Here is a 16,994-nt window from a genome sequence, read left to right on the forward strand (position 1 = left end):
CCTATTTGTTATTTAAATGTTGATTTCTTTATTAGTATAAGTGCATAACGAGTATTTATCTAATAAACAGAACTGTTTAAGGTTTTTATTTTATTTTTAGTCAATATTATTTTGTTTTTTAATTAATCAGGTGCGAATGTTTGTGTTTAAAAATGTTTAGTACTGGGGTTGGATATAAAATATACGCCTGGTGATTTTTGTTTATAACGTCTTAATGTAACTTACAAGCCGTAAGTATTGTATTTACTACCATATAGATTTGTTAACATTTAATTATAAGTGTTTTACATAAGTTATTTAGTTTAAATGTTTATATTTTATATTGTTACATAGTCGAAATTATCAATAAGTAAAGCTAATCATAAGCAAATAACAACTTTCTAAACTGCAATTTTATCATAGTATCAGTCCTGTCTTAGCGAGGTCGGTCAAAGGAGATGGCGCGGATGAAGAAGGTAATATGGTTTTTATTATGTTTCTTTGCAATGAATGCATACAGTAACGATGAAGTAAGTTTAACTCTGGTAGGTCATATTTCACCAGTGTGCGGCTTTACTACTCAAAATAACAACCTTCAGTTTTCTTCAGATGGCCTTGCGAGTACAAAGCTAGTGATTAATTGTAATTCACCTATGCGAGTATCAATGCAATCTGAAAATGGTGGCCTGCGCCATCAGCAAAGTACTCAAATAAATGCTTATAACATTAATTGGTCAATAGAGGGGGTTTCAAGCGACGTTTCTGCAACAGCACTTGAGCTCAAATCTATGTACAATTTTGATGTTGATAAGATTTTATTTAACAGCGTAGCTAAATTACAGTTAAAACTAGATGAGCCTTTAATTTATGCCGGAAGTTACCAGGATGTGCTTCGCATAGAAATGACACCATCGGTTGTATCTGGTGGAGTTTGGTAAAACACTAACTATTAAATATAAACAAATATGTCACATGGATAAGGAATATTAAAATGAAAAAGTTAATCGTGTTATCAGCAATCGCAACTCTAACATCTGGCGCAGCATTTGCTGAAAATCTAAATGTAGGTGGTGCAGTGTCATCGATTTGTGGGGTGAGCAACATTAACACTACACAATTCTTTCAAACATTATCAGATGGTGCAACTAAAAATGTAGGCTTTGATTTGCAGTGTAATGATGTTGATGGTGCAACAATGTCATTAACAACATCTGAAGGGCACTTGCAAAATGCTGACCATGAAGATCGTGGTGTCGGCTACACTGCCAAGTTAACTGCAGGGACATTTGATTTTACGCTTTCGGCTGAGAATGGCCAAAATGATAAATCTGAGTCGCAAAGCCGTGCTGGTTCTCCAACGCTTGCAGCAGGTGGCGTAGCTGGAAATATTTTACTAACTGTAACACAAGCACCCGTTTATGCCGGTACTTATGCAGATACGCTGATGTTGGCAATAACAGCTAACTAATTAGCATAATAAAAGGCAGTAATTACTGCCTTTTAATTTAGCAGGAGGGACTCTATATGCGTTATATCTTTTTAATGATACTTTTACTCAGCTCTTATTCTACACTGGCTTTTCAAGTTAAACCAATGGTCGCAGAGCTTGAATCATCAGGTAGCCAATCACAACAAACAATTCGTATATCTAACCCTTCAGATAGTTCTTTAACTATTGAGATATCAGCTTTTGATTTACTAATTGCACCTAACGGTGATGAAACATTAAAAGCGAATGAAGAAGACTTTTTAATTATTCCCATGACTACAATTATTCCGTCCGGGAAAAGTCAGTCGGTAATTGTTCGATATATTGGGGAACCAATATTAGAAAATTCGAAAGCGTACCGTGTAGCCATTGATCAGGTATCTGTTGATTTAGAGAAAGCGGGGCAGTCAGGCGTTGGTATGTCAGTTAGCTTTAGGACTTTATTTAATGTGGTGCCTAAAGGTGCTGAGGCAAAATTATTAATTAAAAATAAACGCCAAGTAGATACAGAAACATGGAATGTGCTTCTGGAAAATACAGGCAATAAATATATTCGCTTATCGCAGGCACAGTGGCTTATTAAAGGCGATGATCAAGAGCTATTATTAGAAGGGGCTAAATTGAGTAAAGCACTGACTGGAAAAATTTTATTACCAAAATCTAGCCGTGAGGTCTCAATAAAAATTCCAACAAAATTTAATGCAGCAAGCAGTGATCTTGAGGTCAATTTTTAATGCTGCGGATATGCAGTTACTTTCTTATATATGTAATTGTAATTGCACCGACCTTTGGTGTAGAAGTAACGCCTATGGTGGTTACTTTCTCCCCTGATAGTCGTTCAAGTAACGCTTCTAGCTTGGTTCACAATCAGTTACCAAGAGACATTGCTTTTGATATCCAAATTTACGAAATTGACTTTTCTCAAGGCACGCCTAAATTAATTTCTTTAGATGACTCTCCATTGTGGGTTTTTCCTCCATCGCTATTTTTGCAACCAGGGCAAAGCCAGCAGTTGCAATTTAGATGGTTAGATAAAAAACTTCCTAGTACAGATAAAAGCTATCAAGTTAGTTTGATTGAGCAGCCCATTGCAAACCAGTCTATAAATAAACAGTCACAACTTACGATGTTGTTAAATATAAATTTAATTGTTCATTTGGATCAACCTCGATTAGTTCCTAAACTGACTATAAAAGAGCCTCATGTTGAGGATGGCTTTATCGTCACTGAAGTATTAAATGAAGGAAAAGGGGCAGGACGATTAAGTGATTATGAAATAAAAATCACTAAAAATAAAACCCTGAGCGATCGAATTTTAAAAGATCAATTAAAAGCAAACGGATACGATGTTTTTTTTGCTCCTCATAGCACCAGTGTCATAAAAGTCCCTATGCCACAATCTTTACAGGAAGGAAGTTTAAATCATCTACGTTTAGTGCTGGCTCGCTAGTTATGCGAGTTTTATTATGCATATTTTTATTGAGCTTTACTCAATTATGTTATTCAAAAATTAACCCGTCTAAAAGAACCATCGAACTCAGCGTTGAAGCAGAACTGAATAAAAATGCTATTGGTAAATTAACTCTTGCAGTTGACCCAAATGATAATTTATCACTCAAATGGAGTGAAATTAAAGTGTCATTCGAACGACTTTTATTTTCAGAAGATTTTGATTCTTTAGAGTCTAAAGTTAATAAGAATGTCATTGATACAAAAGCATTAGAGTCATTTGGATATAATATTTCATTCGATATGAGTGATTTTAGCTTAGAAATATCAGTACCTCTTACACTGACTCGCCCTCAACAGCTAAGTTTAAAATCTGATTCAAGGAATTTAACAGCATCGGAACCCGCTAAACTAAGTGGATTTGTTAATGCTTATTCAAGCTATTTTTATCAGCAAGATAAAGGCGAGGACACAACAGATGAGCTCTTAGCTATTCGCTCTGAAATGGTAGTGAGCTGGGAAGGCTGGGTTTTAGAAAACGAAGTGGAGTATTTATCTGAAGTAGCTCCTACCTCATCAAATATTAGGCGCTTAGGTACTCGTATAATACATGACCTACCGCTTAGTGGGTTACGTATATCAGTCGGTGATAATTATAGCTCAGGTAGTTATTTTCAATCAACAGCACGGGTACTAGGTTTGTCGCTTTCACATGATTTTTCGCTAGTTTCTGACAGACCTATCAGACCCAGTGCTTCTCGTAGCTTTACCTTAGAGAGTCCATCCTCTGTAGAGGTGTTAGTTGGCGAGCGGATAGTACAAAAACTTAATTTAGCCGCAGGTATATATTCTCTTGATGATATCCCCCTTAATGAAGGAAGCAATAATATTACTTTGAGGATCACTGATATAGCAGGAGTTGTGCGTTTTGTTGATTTTGACGTAACGACAGGTTTAGATCTTTTTGCTCAAGGGCAACTTGAATATGAGTTTCATTTAGGCGTTCCTTCACGCTTAGGTAGTGAGCTAGATTATGATTACGACGAGCCACTAGCCAGCTTTTATCTTGATTATGGCATTACACCTAGCTGGACAGCTGGTGCGGCAGTACAGGGTGATGAGTATTCTCAGCAGGTTGGTTTTAAAAATATTTATGCAGCTAAAATTGGACAGATTGCGTTTGAAAATGCGATAAGTTTCAATGAAAAAACAGGCCATGCTTATCGCATTGTTTATAGTAACTATAGAAATCATAGTGATAATAACACTGACATTACGGTGGGTTATGAATACTCATCAAGATATTTTACAGGCCTTGGTTATCGGCCTGATTCTCAATCTAGTTCTCGCTTAAGAGAGCATTATATTCAGGCTAATTATAGTTTTTTTTGGGGCGATAATACGCAAACATCTTTTTTTACAAGCTTATCAAGGTCATATGATGAAGCTCAATTTGATAAATCAATTGGGGTTAGTCTTTCTGGTGAGATCTATAATAGCCAATGGAGATATAGTTTAGGTGGGCAGTGGGAGGGTCTCGCTGAAGAAAGTCAATGGGATGTAAGGTTGTCTGTCACTTATAAGTTTTCTAATACTCGACGGGCTAAATTATCTCATCAATCTAGGCGTGAAAAAACACGTTTAGAATTCTCTCAAGATAGTAATCAGCGCTATGTTGGAGCTTTGAACGTAAGAGCTGGGCTTGAAAAAAATGATCAAAATGAAGCTATTTTTGATCTAAATACTCAATATAACGCGAATCGTTTTGTTATGAACTTTGATCATGGGAGTTTTTACGAGCAATTTAATGAGGACTCAGCTTACCATCAGAGCCGATTAAGCTTGGCGTCAAGTATAGCATTTGCAGATAATAGTTGGGCTGTTGGGAAACCCATATACGATAGCTTCGCTTTAGTAAAACCTCACTCTAGCCTTAAAGGAAAAAAAGTTATATTGGGGCAATATGAAGATGAATATAGGGCAGATAATGAAGACTTCGAGACTATTTTATTGAACGATATAAGTTCATACGCCTCAACCAACGTTGCAGTCGATATTGATAACTTAGCGCCAGGGTATGATATAGGTTCTGGTATTATTACTCTTTATTCACCTTATCGAACGGGTCATGCAATTACAATAGGGACTGCCGCTAACATATCAGTCATTGCAACGCTGTACGACCAACAAAAAAAGCCACTATCGTTACAGGTTGGAACGGCTATTTGTTTAGATAATAGTAGTAAGAAAGAGCATACATTTTTTACGAATAAAAAAGGACGATTTGCATTAACAGGTTTAACCGCCTGTAATTATGAAATTACACTTAAGAATGCAGAAAAGTCACATTTTACGATTGAAGTATCTGAAGGTGAACAATTACAGCGCAAAGGAGCTATTTATGTACAATAAAAAAGTAAGTTTATTATTGGGTGGTTTAGCACTATTTATTTTTACGCCTTTAATTCATGCGCAATGTGCTGCTAGGTTCGATAAGGTTGAACATATTTATGATGATTTTGAAAGCTACCATGCCTTACAGCAAATAGACTCTAAGAAAGAGTTACGTATAAGCGTTATTAATGATGAGAGTTGTCAATTACAGCTCGCGATTACAAGTGAGAACCAAGCTCAGTTAAAAGGGCAATTTCAAAGTGTTCCGTACCAAATGCAAAGTATACAGAGTCAGTTAGTTAGCACATCAACTTTAAAGTTGAGCTTTACTAATTCTTCGACGATATTGTCATTACTAATACCATCAGGAACACCGATTAAAGCTGGTGTCTATACAGATAGACTCCAAATGAAATTATACGATCAGGGGAGCAAGTTGTTAGATGAACGAGAATATAGCATTCAAGAAAATATTGTGCCTAGAACAAGTCTTTCTGTACTTGGGTATAATACATTTTCAAATACTATTAATTTGGGAGAGCTAATACCGGGTAAGGAATACACTATGTTACCTAGTTTACAAGTTGTTACTAATTCAGATATTCAATTATCTGTAAGTTCAGATAATAATGGTAAATTAATACACAGTCTCTATAGAGATAAATATGCAATTAATTACAGTCTAGATCTGGCAGGAAGTTGGCTTGAACTAAATAACGTATCACAACATAAATTCTCATATTCAGGGCAAACCGTTTACTTATTACCTTTAAAAATTCAGCTAAATGATTTTGAAAGGCAAGCTGCCGGTGAATATTCTGACATAATAAGGTTTCAAATAAGCCCACTTAACTATTAATTCTATTTAAGTTTTTTTGACACCAAAGTAATGCTTGTTGCTTATTTTTTACAGCAATTTTTTGGTAAACCTTGTGTAGGTGAACGCGAACAGTAGCTTCACTTATAAATAAAGTGTCGGCAATTGCACTTGAATGTAAGCCAGAAAATAATAAGTTTAATACTTTCATTTCTTTGCAGGTTAAGTTGTTTGATTGCAGCGTAGTTTGTTGTTCACTCGCTAGCATTTGCCTCATCCAATCATCGGTTACTGCACGAGGGAACCATAACTTTCCTTGTTCAATGGCTTCTAATCCTTGTTGAAGTAGTACTTCGTCAGTGCCTTCGTAAAACAATCCTTTTAAATTTGGCCACTCTTTTAATGCTAGTACATCGCAGTCTTTTGGGACATCAAAAATTACCAGTCCTTGGTGACCATTTTTTAGCATGAATTGATTAATAAGTTCATAATTGGTAATGACGTTTAAAGCTTGATAATTAACAAGTAAAACGTTGAAGTCAGCTGCAACACAAAAAAGTGAAGTGTAATTTGGATTTGTGAAGCATTTGAGGCTTTTATCAGCTGTGTTTTCAATATTCATAATATTCTATCCATAGACTACATTTTAGTACTATATTCTTATTTTTAGTTAATTTCAATGATAGGAGAATATGTTGTAGCTCTTTTTTTATACACTAAAGTACATGTGTAAAGTACGTTTTATGTGCTTTTTAAAATTGTATTTATGCGGTTTTTTGTTTTAAAACAGCTTTTTAGTGAGGTTGATATTAATGTTCTTTATTTATGATAATCCACCTAAAGCTAACAATGTCTAAATTGCTTTTATTCTTTATACATTTATTCAAATAATTTATACATTTCTTCACAATTCTGTCATATAATACCCATCCAGAGGAAAGATGCATTACGCATCTTTTTTTATGCCTGAAATTTATACTCTTAAGTATAAATGCATAACTAAATCACACGGTATCCTTTGGAGAATATTTTGAAATTACGTAACCTCTCACAGCTAAGTCTAGCAATTTTTGCTGCACTCACTACCTCTGTAAACGCCGAAGAAACTAAAAAAACAGCTAAACAAGACGCATTTGAAAAGATAGAAGTCACAGCTCGTAAACGTACAGAGAGCCTGTTTGAATCTCCAACCGCTATCACTTCAATTGGCGCTAACCTAATTGATAAAGCCAATATGAGTAACCTAGAAGATATTGGTAAATATGTTCCAAATTTAAATATTACCCGCTATGGCGTGGGCAATTCTGCGCATGCGTCTGTATTTATCCGCGGTATAGGTTTGCAAGATCACATAATAACTACCGATCCGGGTGTGGGTGTGTATCTTGATGGTGTGTACTTAGGTCGTCAAATGGGTTCTAACTTATCATTACCTAATGTTGAGCGTGTTGAAGTGCTTCGTGGCCCGCAAGGTACTTTATATGGTCGTAATACATTAGGGGGCGCTGTAAATGTAATTACAAAGCAACCTGGTGATGAAGGGATTGTTACTACTACAGCTAAGCTGGGAAGTCGTGGACGTATTGCCGGTGATGTTTATTTTAATAACTCACTAACAGATGATGTAAGTATGTCTGCAAGTGCATCGTACAAAACACGTGATGGTGTGGGCGAAGCTGTTAATTTAGCAAACCCAGAAAAAGAAATTGGTGAAGAAGAAGAATTTAGTGGTCGTGTTGCACTTAAATGGCAAGCAAATACCGACTTAGCATTCACTTTTTCTTTAGATGGTGTTGATAACGAATCTGGCCAATCGCCTTATACAATTGAATTGACAGACCCACTAGACTCAAATGATGTTTTTAATGGCGACTTCCCATTATTGACTCAAGATTTAATTCCATCAGACCCTGATGATTTAGGCACAACTGTTGCGGGTATTGAATCTACCTCTTACTCAGGTTGGGGCACATCGTTTTCAGCCGATTGGGCAATTAACGATACTTATACCACTAAGTTTATCTCAAGCTACCGTACATCTGAGTATGAAGGTGGCCTAGATGATGATGCATCACCTTTAAACTTGTCTGAGTTTCCAGAGGAAGGCGGTGCTGATCAGTACTCATTTGAAGTTCAGCTAAATGCAACATTCGATAATATGGACTTTGTATCTGGTCTTTACTTTTTTAATGAAGATGGCTTTACACGTTCAGGCCCGTTCGTATTTAGCCCATTTAATACACCTAATGGCTTGTTGAATGATGGTGTAACAGAATCATTTGGCGGTTACGGCGAATTTGAAATTAACCAAGAAACTAATTCGTATGCAGCATATATAAATGCTAGCTACGATTTAACTGACGATTTAACGGTAGGTGGTGGCCTTCGTTATTCAAAAGATGAAAAAGATGCAAATGCTATATTCCCATCATTTCCAACTCGTAAATATGTAAGTGCAGATTTTGATGCGGTTACGTGGGATGTAAATGCATCTTATCAGCTTAGCAATAATATGAATGTTTATGGCCAGATTCAAAAAGGCTATCAAACAGGTGGTTTTCCACCGCGTCCATTTGGTGGACCAGATCAATTTGTATCGTTTGACGAAACAAAAGCGATTAACTACGAAATGGGCTTAAAAGGCCAAGTACACGAAAATGTATCTATGATGCTTGCGGTATTTGTGACTGATTACACCGATTTAGCATTGCCGTTTTCAGATCCAACAGCGGGTGGTGGCTTTGTAACAATTGTAGAAAATGCAGGTCAATCTAAAGCGCAAGGTATTGAGCTTGAAACAATCGTTGCTATTACCGATGACTTTACTATTCGTAGTGCAGTTGGTTATTTAGATTCTGAAATAACAGAAGTGGCTGAGGGTGTACAAGGCATAGGTAAAGGCGATTCACCAGCACTGACACCACGCTGGACTGTCATGGTTGCACCTTCTTACTTTATGGATTTAGAGAGTGGCGCAACACTTGCGTTTAATGCTAATTATTCGTATCGCAGTGAAATGCAAGGTCAATCAGTTTACAACCAAAGTGAGACCATTGATTCTCGTGAACTAGTTGGTTTTAATATTTCGTACACTAATCCATATGGCGATATGGAAGTTACACTGTATGGTGAAAACGTTCTAAACGAAGTTTACGATGTTGGTCGCCTACAACAATCAGGTTTTGTTGGTGTAATGCGTAGTAATGACCGCAGTGAATTTGGTTTGAAATTCAAAAAAGATTTTGAGCTATAAACTAAAATCAAGTAAATAAAATTCAATGTAATTGACGTTTATTTTTCATAATAAAGGCCGAATCATGCTGTGATTCGGCCTTACTATATTCAATAGTAAAATTATTATCCACATAATTTAAATCCCTAATTTAAATTGCTGATTTAAAACAATCAACATAACCACTTTTAAGTATTTGTATCAGCTAAAATGCGCCTTTTTAGTTTGTGTAAAGGCTTGGTTGTTCGTTACAATGGCGCCACTTAATTGCCAAACGGACTCAGTGATGAAAATTCTTGCCGATCAAAATATGCCTTTAGTTGAGCAGTACTTTGCAGACTTTGGTGAGGTTGAGCGTTTTGATGGTCGTAAATTAATGCCTGAACAATTAATAAATGTAGATGTACTCCTTACTCGTTCAGTGACTAATGTTAATCATGAACTATTGGCACAAGCTAACAAGCTGAGCTTTGTGGGCACTGCCACAATTGGCATTGACCATATTGATACGCAATTACTACATGATAGAAATATTGCTTTTACCAGTGCTCCTGGTTGTAATGCCGTCGCTGTAGCTGAATATGTAATTAGTAGTTTATTTGCATTAAGCCAAGAAAATGCGCGCCCATTGTGTGGTCAAACAATTGGTATTGTAGGAATGGGTAACATTGGCACGTGTTTGTCGCAAAAATTAAAAGTATTAAATGTCGACGTACTGTTATGCGATCCAATTAAGCACGAACAGGGCTTACTACAAGAGCATGTAGCGCTTGATGAGTTATTAGCGCAATCAGATGTTGTTACTTTTCATGTTCCACTTATTAAAAGTGGCGAGCACAAAACGCTGCACATGATGAATAAAGAGCGATTACAAGCACTTAAACCAGGAACCACGCTAATTAATGCAAGCCGAGGCGATGTAATTGATAACCAAGCATTGCTTGAGGTAATGGAAGCTGGGGCTGATTTAGATATAGTACTTGATGTATGGGAAAAAGAGCCCAATATTCTAACTGAATTACTAGAGCATGTGCGTTATGCCAGTGTGCATATCGCAGGGCATACACTTGAGGGGAAAGCACGAGGTACACAAATGTTGTATCAAAAATTGTGTGACCTAAAAGGTGTAGAAGTGAGTAAATCGTTGGATGATTTTTTACCAATACCTGCTATTACAAATGCAACTGTTACGCAAAGCCTAAGCGAGCAAGATATTGCCCGTTTGGTGCATTTAATTTATGACGTACGCCGCGATGACGGAATTTTACTTCGTCATTTAGAAGGTGAGGGCTTTGATAGTTTACGTAAAAACTATCCGGTAAGGCGAGAATTTAGCACCTTATTCCTACAAGGTGATAGCCCACAACTAGCAGCACTTAGTCAACTTGGCTTTAGCATAGCTAAATAATTATTTAACTAACGATGTTGTTTTAATGTCGTTTATAGAGGAAGAAATATGTCGCAAAAATATAACGTTGCCGTACTTGGCGCTACTGGTTTAGTAGGCCGTCAAATCATTGAAACGCTAGCAGATCGTAAGTTTCCTGTAGATCAGCTTTTTTTACTTGCGAGCAGCCGCAGCGCAGGTGAAGACATAAAGTTTCGTGGTGAGACCATTGAAGTACTTGACGTTGAAGGCTTTGATTTTAGCCAAGCGCATATAGGTTTGTTTTCTGCTGGTGGTAGTGTATCTGAAAAATATGCTCCTATTGCTGCTGATGCCGGCTGTATTGTAATCGATAATACATCGCACTTTAGAAATGACTTCGAAATTCCTTTAGTCGTGCCAGAAGTTAATGCTTCAAGCCTAGCTGATTTTAGAAACCGTAATATTATTGCTAACCCTAACTGTTCAACTATTCAGATGATGTTAGCACTTAAGCCAATTTATGATGCGTACGGAATAGACCGTATAAATGTATCTACTTACCAAGCTGTATCGGGTGCAGGTAAAGAGGCGGTTGATGAACTTGCAAAGCAAACAGCTAATTTAATGAATGCACGCCCTATGGATAATAAAGTATTTCCGAAGCAAATTGCATTTAACGTTATTCCTCAAATTGATAGCTTTGAGGATAATGGCTATACACGCGAAGAAATGAAAATGGTAAATGAAACTCATAAAATTTTGGGTGATACCACTATTGCAGTAAATCCTACATGTGTACGTGTTCCCGTGTTTTTTGGTCACTCAGAATCAATTAATATTGAAACGCGCATGCCTTATGACTTTGAACACGTTAAGCAACTTTTAAAAGACGCGCCTGGTGTCGAGCTAATTGATGATGAAGGTGATTACCCTACAGCAGTGTCTGACGCTAGTGGTAACGATACTGTTTATATAGGCCGATTACGTGCTGATATTTCTCATCCTCATGGATTAAACATGTGGGTTGTAAGTGATAACACTCGCAAAGGTGCTGCAACTAACAGTATTCAAATTGCAGAAGAGCTTATTGCTAATTACATGTAATAGTTAATAGCGCTGAACACATTTTAGAAGCGGTAAACATTATTTGTTTGCCGCTTTTTGTTTATAGAGCTTGTCAGTTTTTTGCCGTTTATTTTTAAAAGTATAAAAACTGATTGATAACACTCAATAAATTAATATTTATAAAGATGTTTTAAGGCATTTATTTTCAAGGTGTTGCGATGGATATTAAGCCTTAACTGGTTTATAGTTTGTAATTGGAATAGAGCTTGCAATAAAAATAGATTGTAATAATAAATGCGAGTCAGTCATTTGGCTGATAACAGCAATAATCAACAATATTTATGCACTTAAGCTTTAAGTGTTTTGTTAATATTTAAATATTAAAGGATCAGCATGCGCGGTTTAGTTACACTTATTATATTAGCGTCTGCATTGATAGTAACGCCAGTTTACTCTCAAGACAGTACCCAATTAAAGGGGCCTAAAGGCGTTGACTATGGTGCGCAAGGGCGATCTATTGGGCCAATTAAACCAACAGACACACTTTGGCGTATAGCGGCTAAAGTGCGCCCAGATAACTCCGTCAGCATTTATCAAGTTATGCAGGCCTTGTATAACAAAAACCCCAACTCATTTTTAGAACAAAATCTTAATCATATTCAAAATGGTGCCTATTTAAAAATCCCTACTTTAGCCGAAATAAAAGGTGTAAATACACAGCTTGCAAAACAACGCTCAGAGCAAGATGATGCGTTATGGGAAAAGAAAAAAAATGGCACGCTTACACAAAGTGAAATTAACTCAGCGCAAACCAAAGTAACTCAAGCACGTAAAATTGACGTAGATGATGCTAAAAAAGAAATACAGAAAGAATTAAATGAAATGAAAACAGAGCAAAGTACCAAGCTGGTTGAGTTACAACAACAGTTTAAGAACTCTGTAGGTAATGTAGAAGAAATTTTAGTTGAGAATAATAATCTTAAAAAACAATTATCAGGTATTTCAAACGAACTCGAAAACTTACGCTTACAGTTAGGACAAGACAGTGAGATTCAAAATCAATTAAAAGAACTAATTGTTAAGCAAAACGAGATTATTGCACAACAAAAAAAACAAGAGATAGTACCAAAAGAATCGTTTGATTTAAGCTCATTATTTTCAAATCCGATAGTGCTGGGTTTATTAATGTTTATTCCTGGGCTACTGATTATTTTTGCAATTGTTATGTTTTTACGCAAACGAGCAAGTAATCAAGAAGAGCCACAAAACGATGATGACTTTTTACCACAAACCCCAATTTACACTGGCGATGATGATTTAGGCCCAAGTTTAAATGACGATCCAATTGTACCCGACCCTTTAGATGACTTGAGTGTTCAACTTGATGATAATCTCGAAAATGATATGTTGCCTGATGATGATTTAGATGACGGCCTAGATGATTTTTCAGGTGGTGAGAATTTACTCGATCAGGATGAGCTTGAAAGTCTACTAAGTGATGACATTGTTTTTGATGATGAAAATACCGATGACGATGATGAACTCGATATTTTTATGCAGCAAGGGTTTGATCAGCCTTCAGATGAAGGTTTAGAGGATATTGATTTAGACGTATCTGATGAACCAATAAACAATGATGAGATTTTAACTAATGACGATTTAGATAGCCTGTTTGATGAAGATGACAGTCTACCTGAGTTTGATGCAGTGCAAACAAACGAAGCTTTAGAAGATGATAGCTTAGAATCCCATGATGAAATGGCGGCATTAAGTGAAGAGCTTGCAGATGATGATAATTTTGATATAGATGAATTATTAGATCAAACATCAACAGAATTAGATACCTCAAATAACACTTCAGCTGAACTTGATACAAGCGACGACTTTGATTTAGACGATATAGATAGCTTAATTGATGAAGCGAATGACCCAAAAAGTGATGTGGTAGATGACTCAATTGATGCAGAGTTACTCGACGAAGATGAACTTCTAGAAGAAAGCGACGATTTTGATTTAGATGACATAGATAGCTTAATTGATGAAGCAGCGGTTGACACTGCAGATGATTCATTAGTTGAGGAAAGCGACGATTTTGATTTAGATGACATAGATAGCTTAATTGATGAAGCAGCGGTTGACACTGCAGATGATTCATTAGTTGAGGAAAGTGATGACTTTGATTTAGACGACATAGATAACCTAATTGATGAGGCAGCAGTTGATACTGCAAATGATTCATTAGTTGAGGAAAGTGACGACTTTGATTTAGACGACATAGATAGCTTAATTGATGAGGCAGCAGTTGATACTGCAAATGATTCATTAGTTGAGGAAAGTGATGACTTTGATTTAGACGACATAGATAACCTAATTGATGAGGCAGCAGTGGATACTGCAAATGATTCATTAGTTGAGGAAAGTGACGACTTTGATTTAGACGACATAGATAGCTTAATTGATGAGGCTGCAGTAGATACTGTAGATGATTCATTAGTTGAACAAAGCGATGATTTTGATTTAGACGACATAGATAACCTAATTGATGATGAACTAAAAAATTCAGATGTAAGAGATTCAGAAATTGATAATGCATTAGCAGACTCAGTTGAGGATTTAGCAGATGCTCAAGAAGAATTAAATGTTGATGATATTGAGTCGCTTGCTTCATCATTAAATGAAGAACCCGAGCTTGACGATGAGCCTGAACTTGCAGAAGAACCTGAGCTTGAAGAAGAACCTGAGCTTGAAGAAGAGCCTGAGCTTAAAGAAGAGCCAGAGCTTGAAGAAGAGCCGGAGCTTGAAGAAGAGCCGGAGCTTGAAGAAGAGCCAGAGCTTGAAGAAGAGCCAGAGCTTGAAGAAGAGCCAGAGCTTTTAGAAGAACTTGAGCCTTTAGAAGAGCCAGAGCTTGAAGAAGAGCCGGAGCTTGAAGAAGAGCCAGAGCTTGAAGAAGAGCCAGAGCTTGAAGAAGAGCCAGAGCTTGAAGAAGAGCCAGAGTTTTTAGAAGAGCCTGAGCTTGAAGAAGAACCAGAACTTGTAGAAGAGCCAGAGCTTGAAGAAGAGCCAGAGCTTGAAGAAGAGCCAGAGCTTGAAGAAGAGCCAGAGCTTGAAGAAGAGCCAGAGCTTGAAGAAGAGCCAGAGCTTGAAGAAGAGCCAGAGCTTGAAGAAGAGCCAGAGCTTGAAGAAGAACTTGAGCCTTTAGAAGAGCCTGAGCTTGAAGAAGAGCCAGAGCTTGAAGAAGAACCAGAACTTGTAGAAGAGCCTGAGCTTGAAGAAGAACCAGAGCTTGAAGAAGAACCAGAACTTGAAGAAGAGCCAGAGCTTGCAGAAGAGCCTAAGCTTGAAGAAGAGCCAGAACTTATAGATGTAACGGTTGATGATTTTTCAGACACATCAGAGTCGCTTCTTGATCCTGAAGATGCACTTGAAGAATACACAGATGATACTTTAAAGAGCGTTGATGAGCTTTTAAGTGAGCTACAACAGGCCACTGATGACGACTATATAGAAACACCTGATTGGTCTTTAGATGAGCTTGATGATGATCTTGAAGAAATAGAAGTTGATCTTGGTGACGATCCGCTAGCGGGCGACGATGACTCAGATCTTACTGAAATTGAAGAGCAGCTTGATAGCGAACTTGTAACGCCAAGTGAAGAGTTAGATGAATACCCTGAACTTGAATTAGACGATGCTCAATCATTATTAGAGGATGAGCCTTCGTTTGAGCCACAAGAGCTTAAAGACGATGCATCGGGTGATGAAAATGCAGTAGCACTTAGTCAAACAGAGAAAGATCTCGCCAATGCGCTTATGGCAGAAGGTGATTTAGATAGTTTAGAAGATGATTTTGATGATGAAATTTTAATTGATAATGACTTCTCTGAATTAGAAACTGAAGATGAGTTGCTTAATGATGATTTACTTCAAGATATTAATGATGAGATTGAATCTGCGGAATCACCAAGTTTAAAAGAGGACACTAAACCTCTTAACCTTGATGAAGTTCAAGAAACATTAGAAAGTGAGTTGCCATTTACCCCTGAAGAATTACAAGGGGATGATTTAGATGACGAGGCACCGGGAATAGCTTCTAGTCAGGCTGAGCAAGATTTAGCAAATGCGCTTATGACAGATGCTGGTTTAGATAATTTTAAAGATAGCTTAGAAGATGATTTTGATGATGAACTATTAATTGATAATGACTTCTCTGAATTAGAAACTGAGATTGTAGACGAATCGCTTGATGATGATTTACTTCAAGAAATTAATAATGAGGTTGATTCTGTTGAACCACCAAGTATTGAAGATGACATCAAACCTCTTAACCTTGATGAAGTTCAAGAAACATTAGAAAGTGAGTTGCCATTTACCCCTGAAGAATTACAAGGGGATGATTTAGATGGTGAGGCACCGGGAGTCGCTTCCAGCCAAGCTGAGCAAGATTTAGCAAACGCACTTATGGCAGATGCTGATTTAGATAGTTTAGAAAATGATTTTGATGATGAGATTTTAATTGAAAATGATTTTTCTGAATTAGATGCTGAATTTGACGAAGATAGTTTAGAGCAAGCGCTAACTGATGAGTTATCAGACGAATCGCAAGAGCAAACAAATGCAGAGCGCGAAGCACAGTTAACAAGCTTAGATGAAGTGGGTAGCACTGATATTAGCTCTGACGACGAACTTGATGAAGAGTTTATGTCGAATTTGACGCAAACTGATTTTGATTCATTACTTAGTGAGTTAGCAGAGCCTGAAGACTTAAGTGTTGATGACAGCAGTGAATTTGATGTTGACTTTGACAGCTTGCTAAAAGAAGACTTAGAGACAGATGATTCATTAACTACAAAAGAGTCACTTGTTGAAGGTAGTGATGTTGAGCAACTTGATAATGACGAATTTGTAGATATTGATTCATTATTAGAAGAAAGTGACGACGCTGAACTTGAACACGAACCTTACACCGACGTTAATATGGATGTCGGTTTGAGTGAGTTTGATGCATTACTTGCCGGTGATAACCCAACGGATGTTGATGCTGAAAGTGGTGGCTACTCAGCTAAACTTGATTTAGCGCGTGCTTATATTGAAATTGATGATTTTGATTCTGCGCTTAAAGTTATTGAGGATGTCATTAACAAAGGTCCTGAAGAAGTTCAAGAGGAAGCACTTAGCTTAAAAGCTAAACTAAAATAATTAA

11 protein-coding genes are annotated in these 16,994 nt (G+C 36.9%); 10 read left to right on the forward strand and 1 reads right to left on the reverse strand.

Going from position 1 to position 16,994, the window contains the following annotated elements; translation table 11 throughout:
* The first annotated feature begins 446 nt into the window (after positions 1-446).
* The 6 genes from GQR52_RS13055 to GQR52_RS13080 all read left to right on the forward strand — a co-directional run bounded on the left by GQR52_RS13055 (position 447) and on the right by GQR52_RS13080 (position 6,170).
* A complete protein-coding gene (locus GQR52_RS13055) occupies positions 447-917 on the forward strand; it encodes a hypothetical protein (RefSeq protein ID WP_024594052.1) in 471 nt (156 codons plus the stop codon).
* A 53-nt stretch (positions 918-970) separates the two neighbouring features.
* A complete protein-coding gene (locus GQR52_RS13060; protein WP_024594053.1) occupies positions 971-1,447 on the forward strand; it encodes a hypothetical protein in 477 nt (158 codons plus the stop codon).
* 56 nt (positions 1,448-1,503) lie between these two features.
* The gene (locus GQR52_RS13065; RefSeq protein ID WP_165728729.1) at positions 1,504-2,202 is read left to right on the forward strand and encodes a molecular chaperone; all 699 of its coding nucleotides are present in this window, start codon (positions 1,504-1,506) and stop codon (positions 2,200-2,202) included.
* A 74-nt stretch (positions 2,203-2,276) separates the two neighbouring features.
* Positions 2,277-2,918 carry a hypothetical protein gene (locus GQR52_RS13070; protein WP_231609639.1) on the forward strand — a complete coding sequence of 214 codons (642 nt, stop codon included), beginning with the start codon at positions 2,277-2,279 and terminating at the stop codon, positions 2,916-2,918.
* Positions 2,919-2,920: 2 nt separating this feature from the next.
* A complete protein-coding gene (locus GQR52_RS13075) occupies positions 2,921-5,329 on the forward strand; it encodes a fimbrial biogenesis outer membrane usher protein (protein ID WP_165728731.1) in 2,409 nt (802 codons plus the stop codon).
* A complete protein-coding gene (locus tag GQR52_RS13080; RefSeq protein WP_165728732.1) occupies positions 5,319-6,170 on the forward strand; it encodes a hypothetical protein in 852 nt (283 codons plus the stop codon). Before GQR52_RS13075 ends, GQR52_RS13080 begins: the two co-directional genes overlap by 11 nt.
* Here the strand turns inward: GQR52_RS13080 and GQR52_RS13085 are convergent.
* Positions 6,160-6,750 carry a LuxR C-terminal-related transcriptional regulator gene (locus GQR52_RS13085; RefSeq protein WP_010553852.1) on the reverse strand — a complete coding sequence of 197 codons (591 nt, stop codon included), beginning with the start codon at positions 6,748-6,750 and terminating at the stop codon, positions 6,160-6,162. The two genes, GQR52_RS13080 and GQR52_RS13085, sit on opposite strands and share 11 nt — an antisense overlap.
* A gap of 408 nt (positions 6,751-7,158) precedes the next feature.
* Between GQR52_RS13085 and GQR52_RS13090 the strand changes: the two genes are divergently transcribed.
* The 4 genes from GQR52_RS13090 to GQR52_RS13105 all read left to right on the forward strand — a co-directional run bounded on the left by GQR52_RS13090 (position 7,159) and on the right by GQR52_RS13105 (position 16,990).
* Positions 7,159-9,381: a TonB-dependent receptor gene (locus GQR52_RS13090; protein WP_024594059.1), complete on the forward strand. Its 2,223-nt coding sequence runs from the start codon at positions 7,159-7,161 to the stop codon at positions 9,379-9,381.
* Between the two features lie 265 nt (positions 9,382-9,646).
* A complete protein-coding gene (locus GQR52_RS13095) occupies positions 9,647-10,768 on the forward strand; it encodes a 4-phosphoerythronate dehydrogenase (RefSeq protein ID WP_165728733.1) in 1,122 nt (373 codons plus the stop codon).
* Positions 10,769-10,816: 48 nt separating this feature from the next.
* Complete coding sequence (locus tag GQR52_RS13100; protein WP_007586655.1) at positions 10,817-11,833, forward strand: aspartate-semialdehyde dehydrogenase; 1,017 nt, start codon at positions 10,817-10,819, stop codon at positions 11,831-11,833.
* Between the two features lie 354 nt (positions 11,834-12,187).
* A complete protein-coding gene (locus GQR52_RS13105; protein WP_165728734.1) occupies positions 12,188-16,990 on the forward strand; it encodes a FimV/HubP family polar landmark protein in 4,803 nt (1,600 codons plus the stop codon).
* The last annotated feature ends 4 nt before the right edge of the window (positions 16,991-16,994 follow it).

Origin of the sequence: Pseudoalteromonas sp. 31A1, from assembly GCF_011378815.1 — a bacterium.
GTDB classification, from domain to species: domain Bacteria; phylum Pseudomonadota; class Gammaproteobacteria; order Enterobacterales; family Alteromonadaceae; genus Pseudoalteromonas; species Pseudoalteromonas arctica.

Excerpts from the sequence above, each read along its gene's own strand:
- GQR52_RS13055 (WP_024594052.1), top strand. The coding sequence starts at position 447 with ATGAAGAAGGTAATATGGTTTTTATTATGTTTCTTTGCAATGAATGCA.
- GQR52_RS13060 (WP_024594053.1), top strand. The coding sequence starts at position 971 with ATGAAAAAGTTAATCGTGTTATCAGCAATCGCAACTCTAACATCTGGC.
- GQR52_RS13065 (WP_165728729.1), top strand. The coding sequence starts at position 1,504 with ATGCGTTATATCTTTTTAATGATACTTTTACTCAGCTCTTATTCTACA.
- GQR52_RS13070 (WP_231609639.1), top strand. The coding sequence starts at position 2,277 with ATGGTGGTTACTTTCTCCCCTGATAGTCGTTCAAGTAACGCTTCTAGC.
- GQR52_RS13075 (WP_165728731.1), top strand. The coding sequence starts at position 2,921 with ATGCGAGTTTTATTATGCATATTTTTATTGAGCTTTACTCAATTATGT.
- GQR52_RS13080 (WP_165728732.1), top strand. The coding sequence starts at position 5,319 with ATGTACAATAAAAAAGTAAGTTTATTATTGGGTGGTTTAGCACTATTT.
- GQR52_RS13085 (WP_010553852.1), bottom strand. The coding sequence starts at position 6,750 with ATGAATATTGAAAACACAGCTGATAAAAGCCTCAAATGCTTCACAAAT.
- GQR52_RS13095 (WP_165728733.1), top strand. The coding sequence starts at position 9,647 with ATGAAAATTCTTGCCGATCAAAATATGCCTTTAGTTGAGCAGTACTTT.
- GQR52_RS13100 (WP_007586655.1), top strand. The coding sequence starts at position 10,817 with ATGTCGCAAAAATATAACGTTGCCGTACTTGGCGCTACTGGTTTAGTA.
- GQR52_RS13105 (WP_165728734.1), top strand. The coding sequence starts at position 12,188 with ATGCGCGGTTTAGTTACACTTATTATATTAGCGTCTGCATTGATAGTA.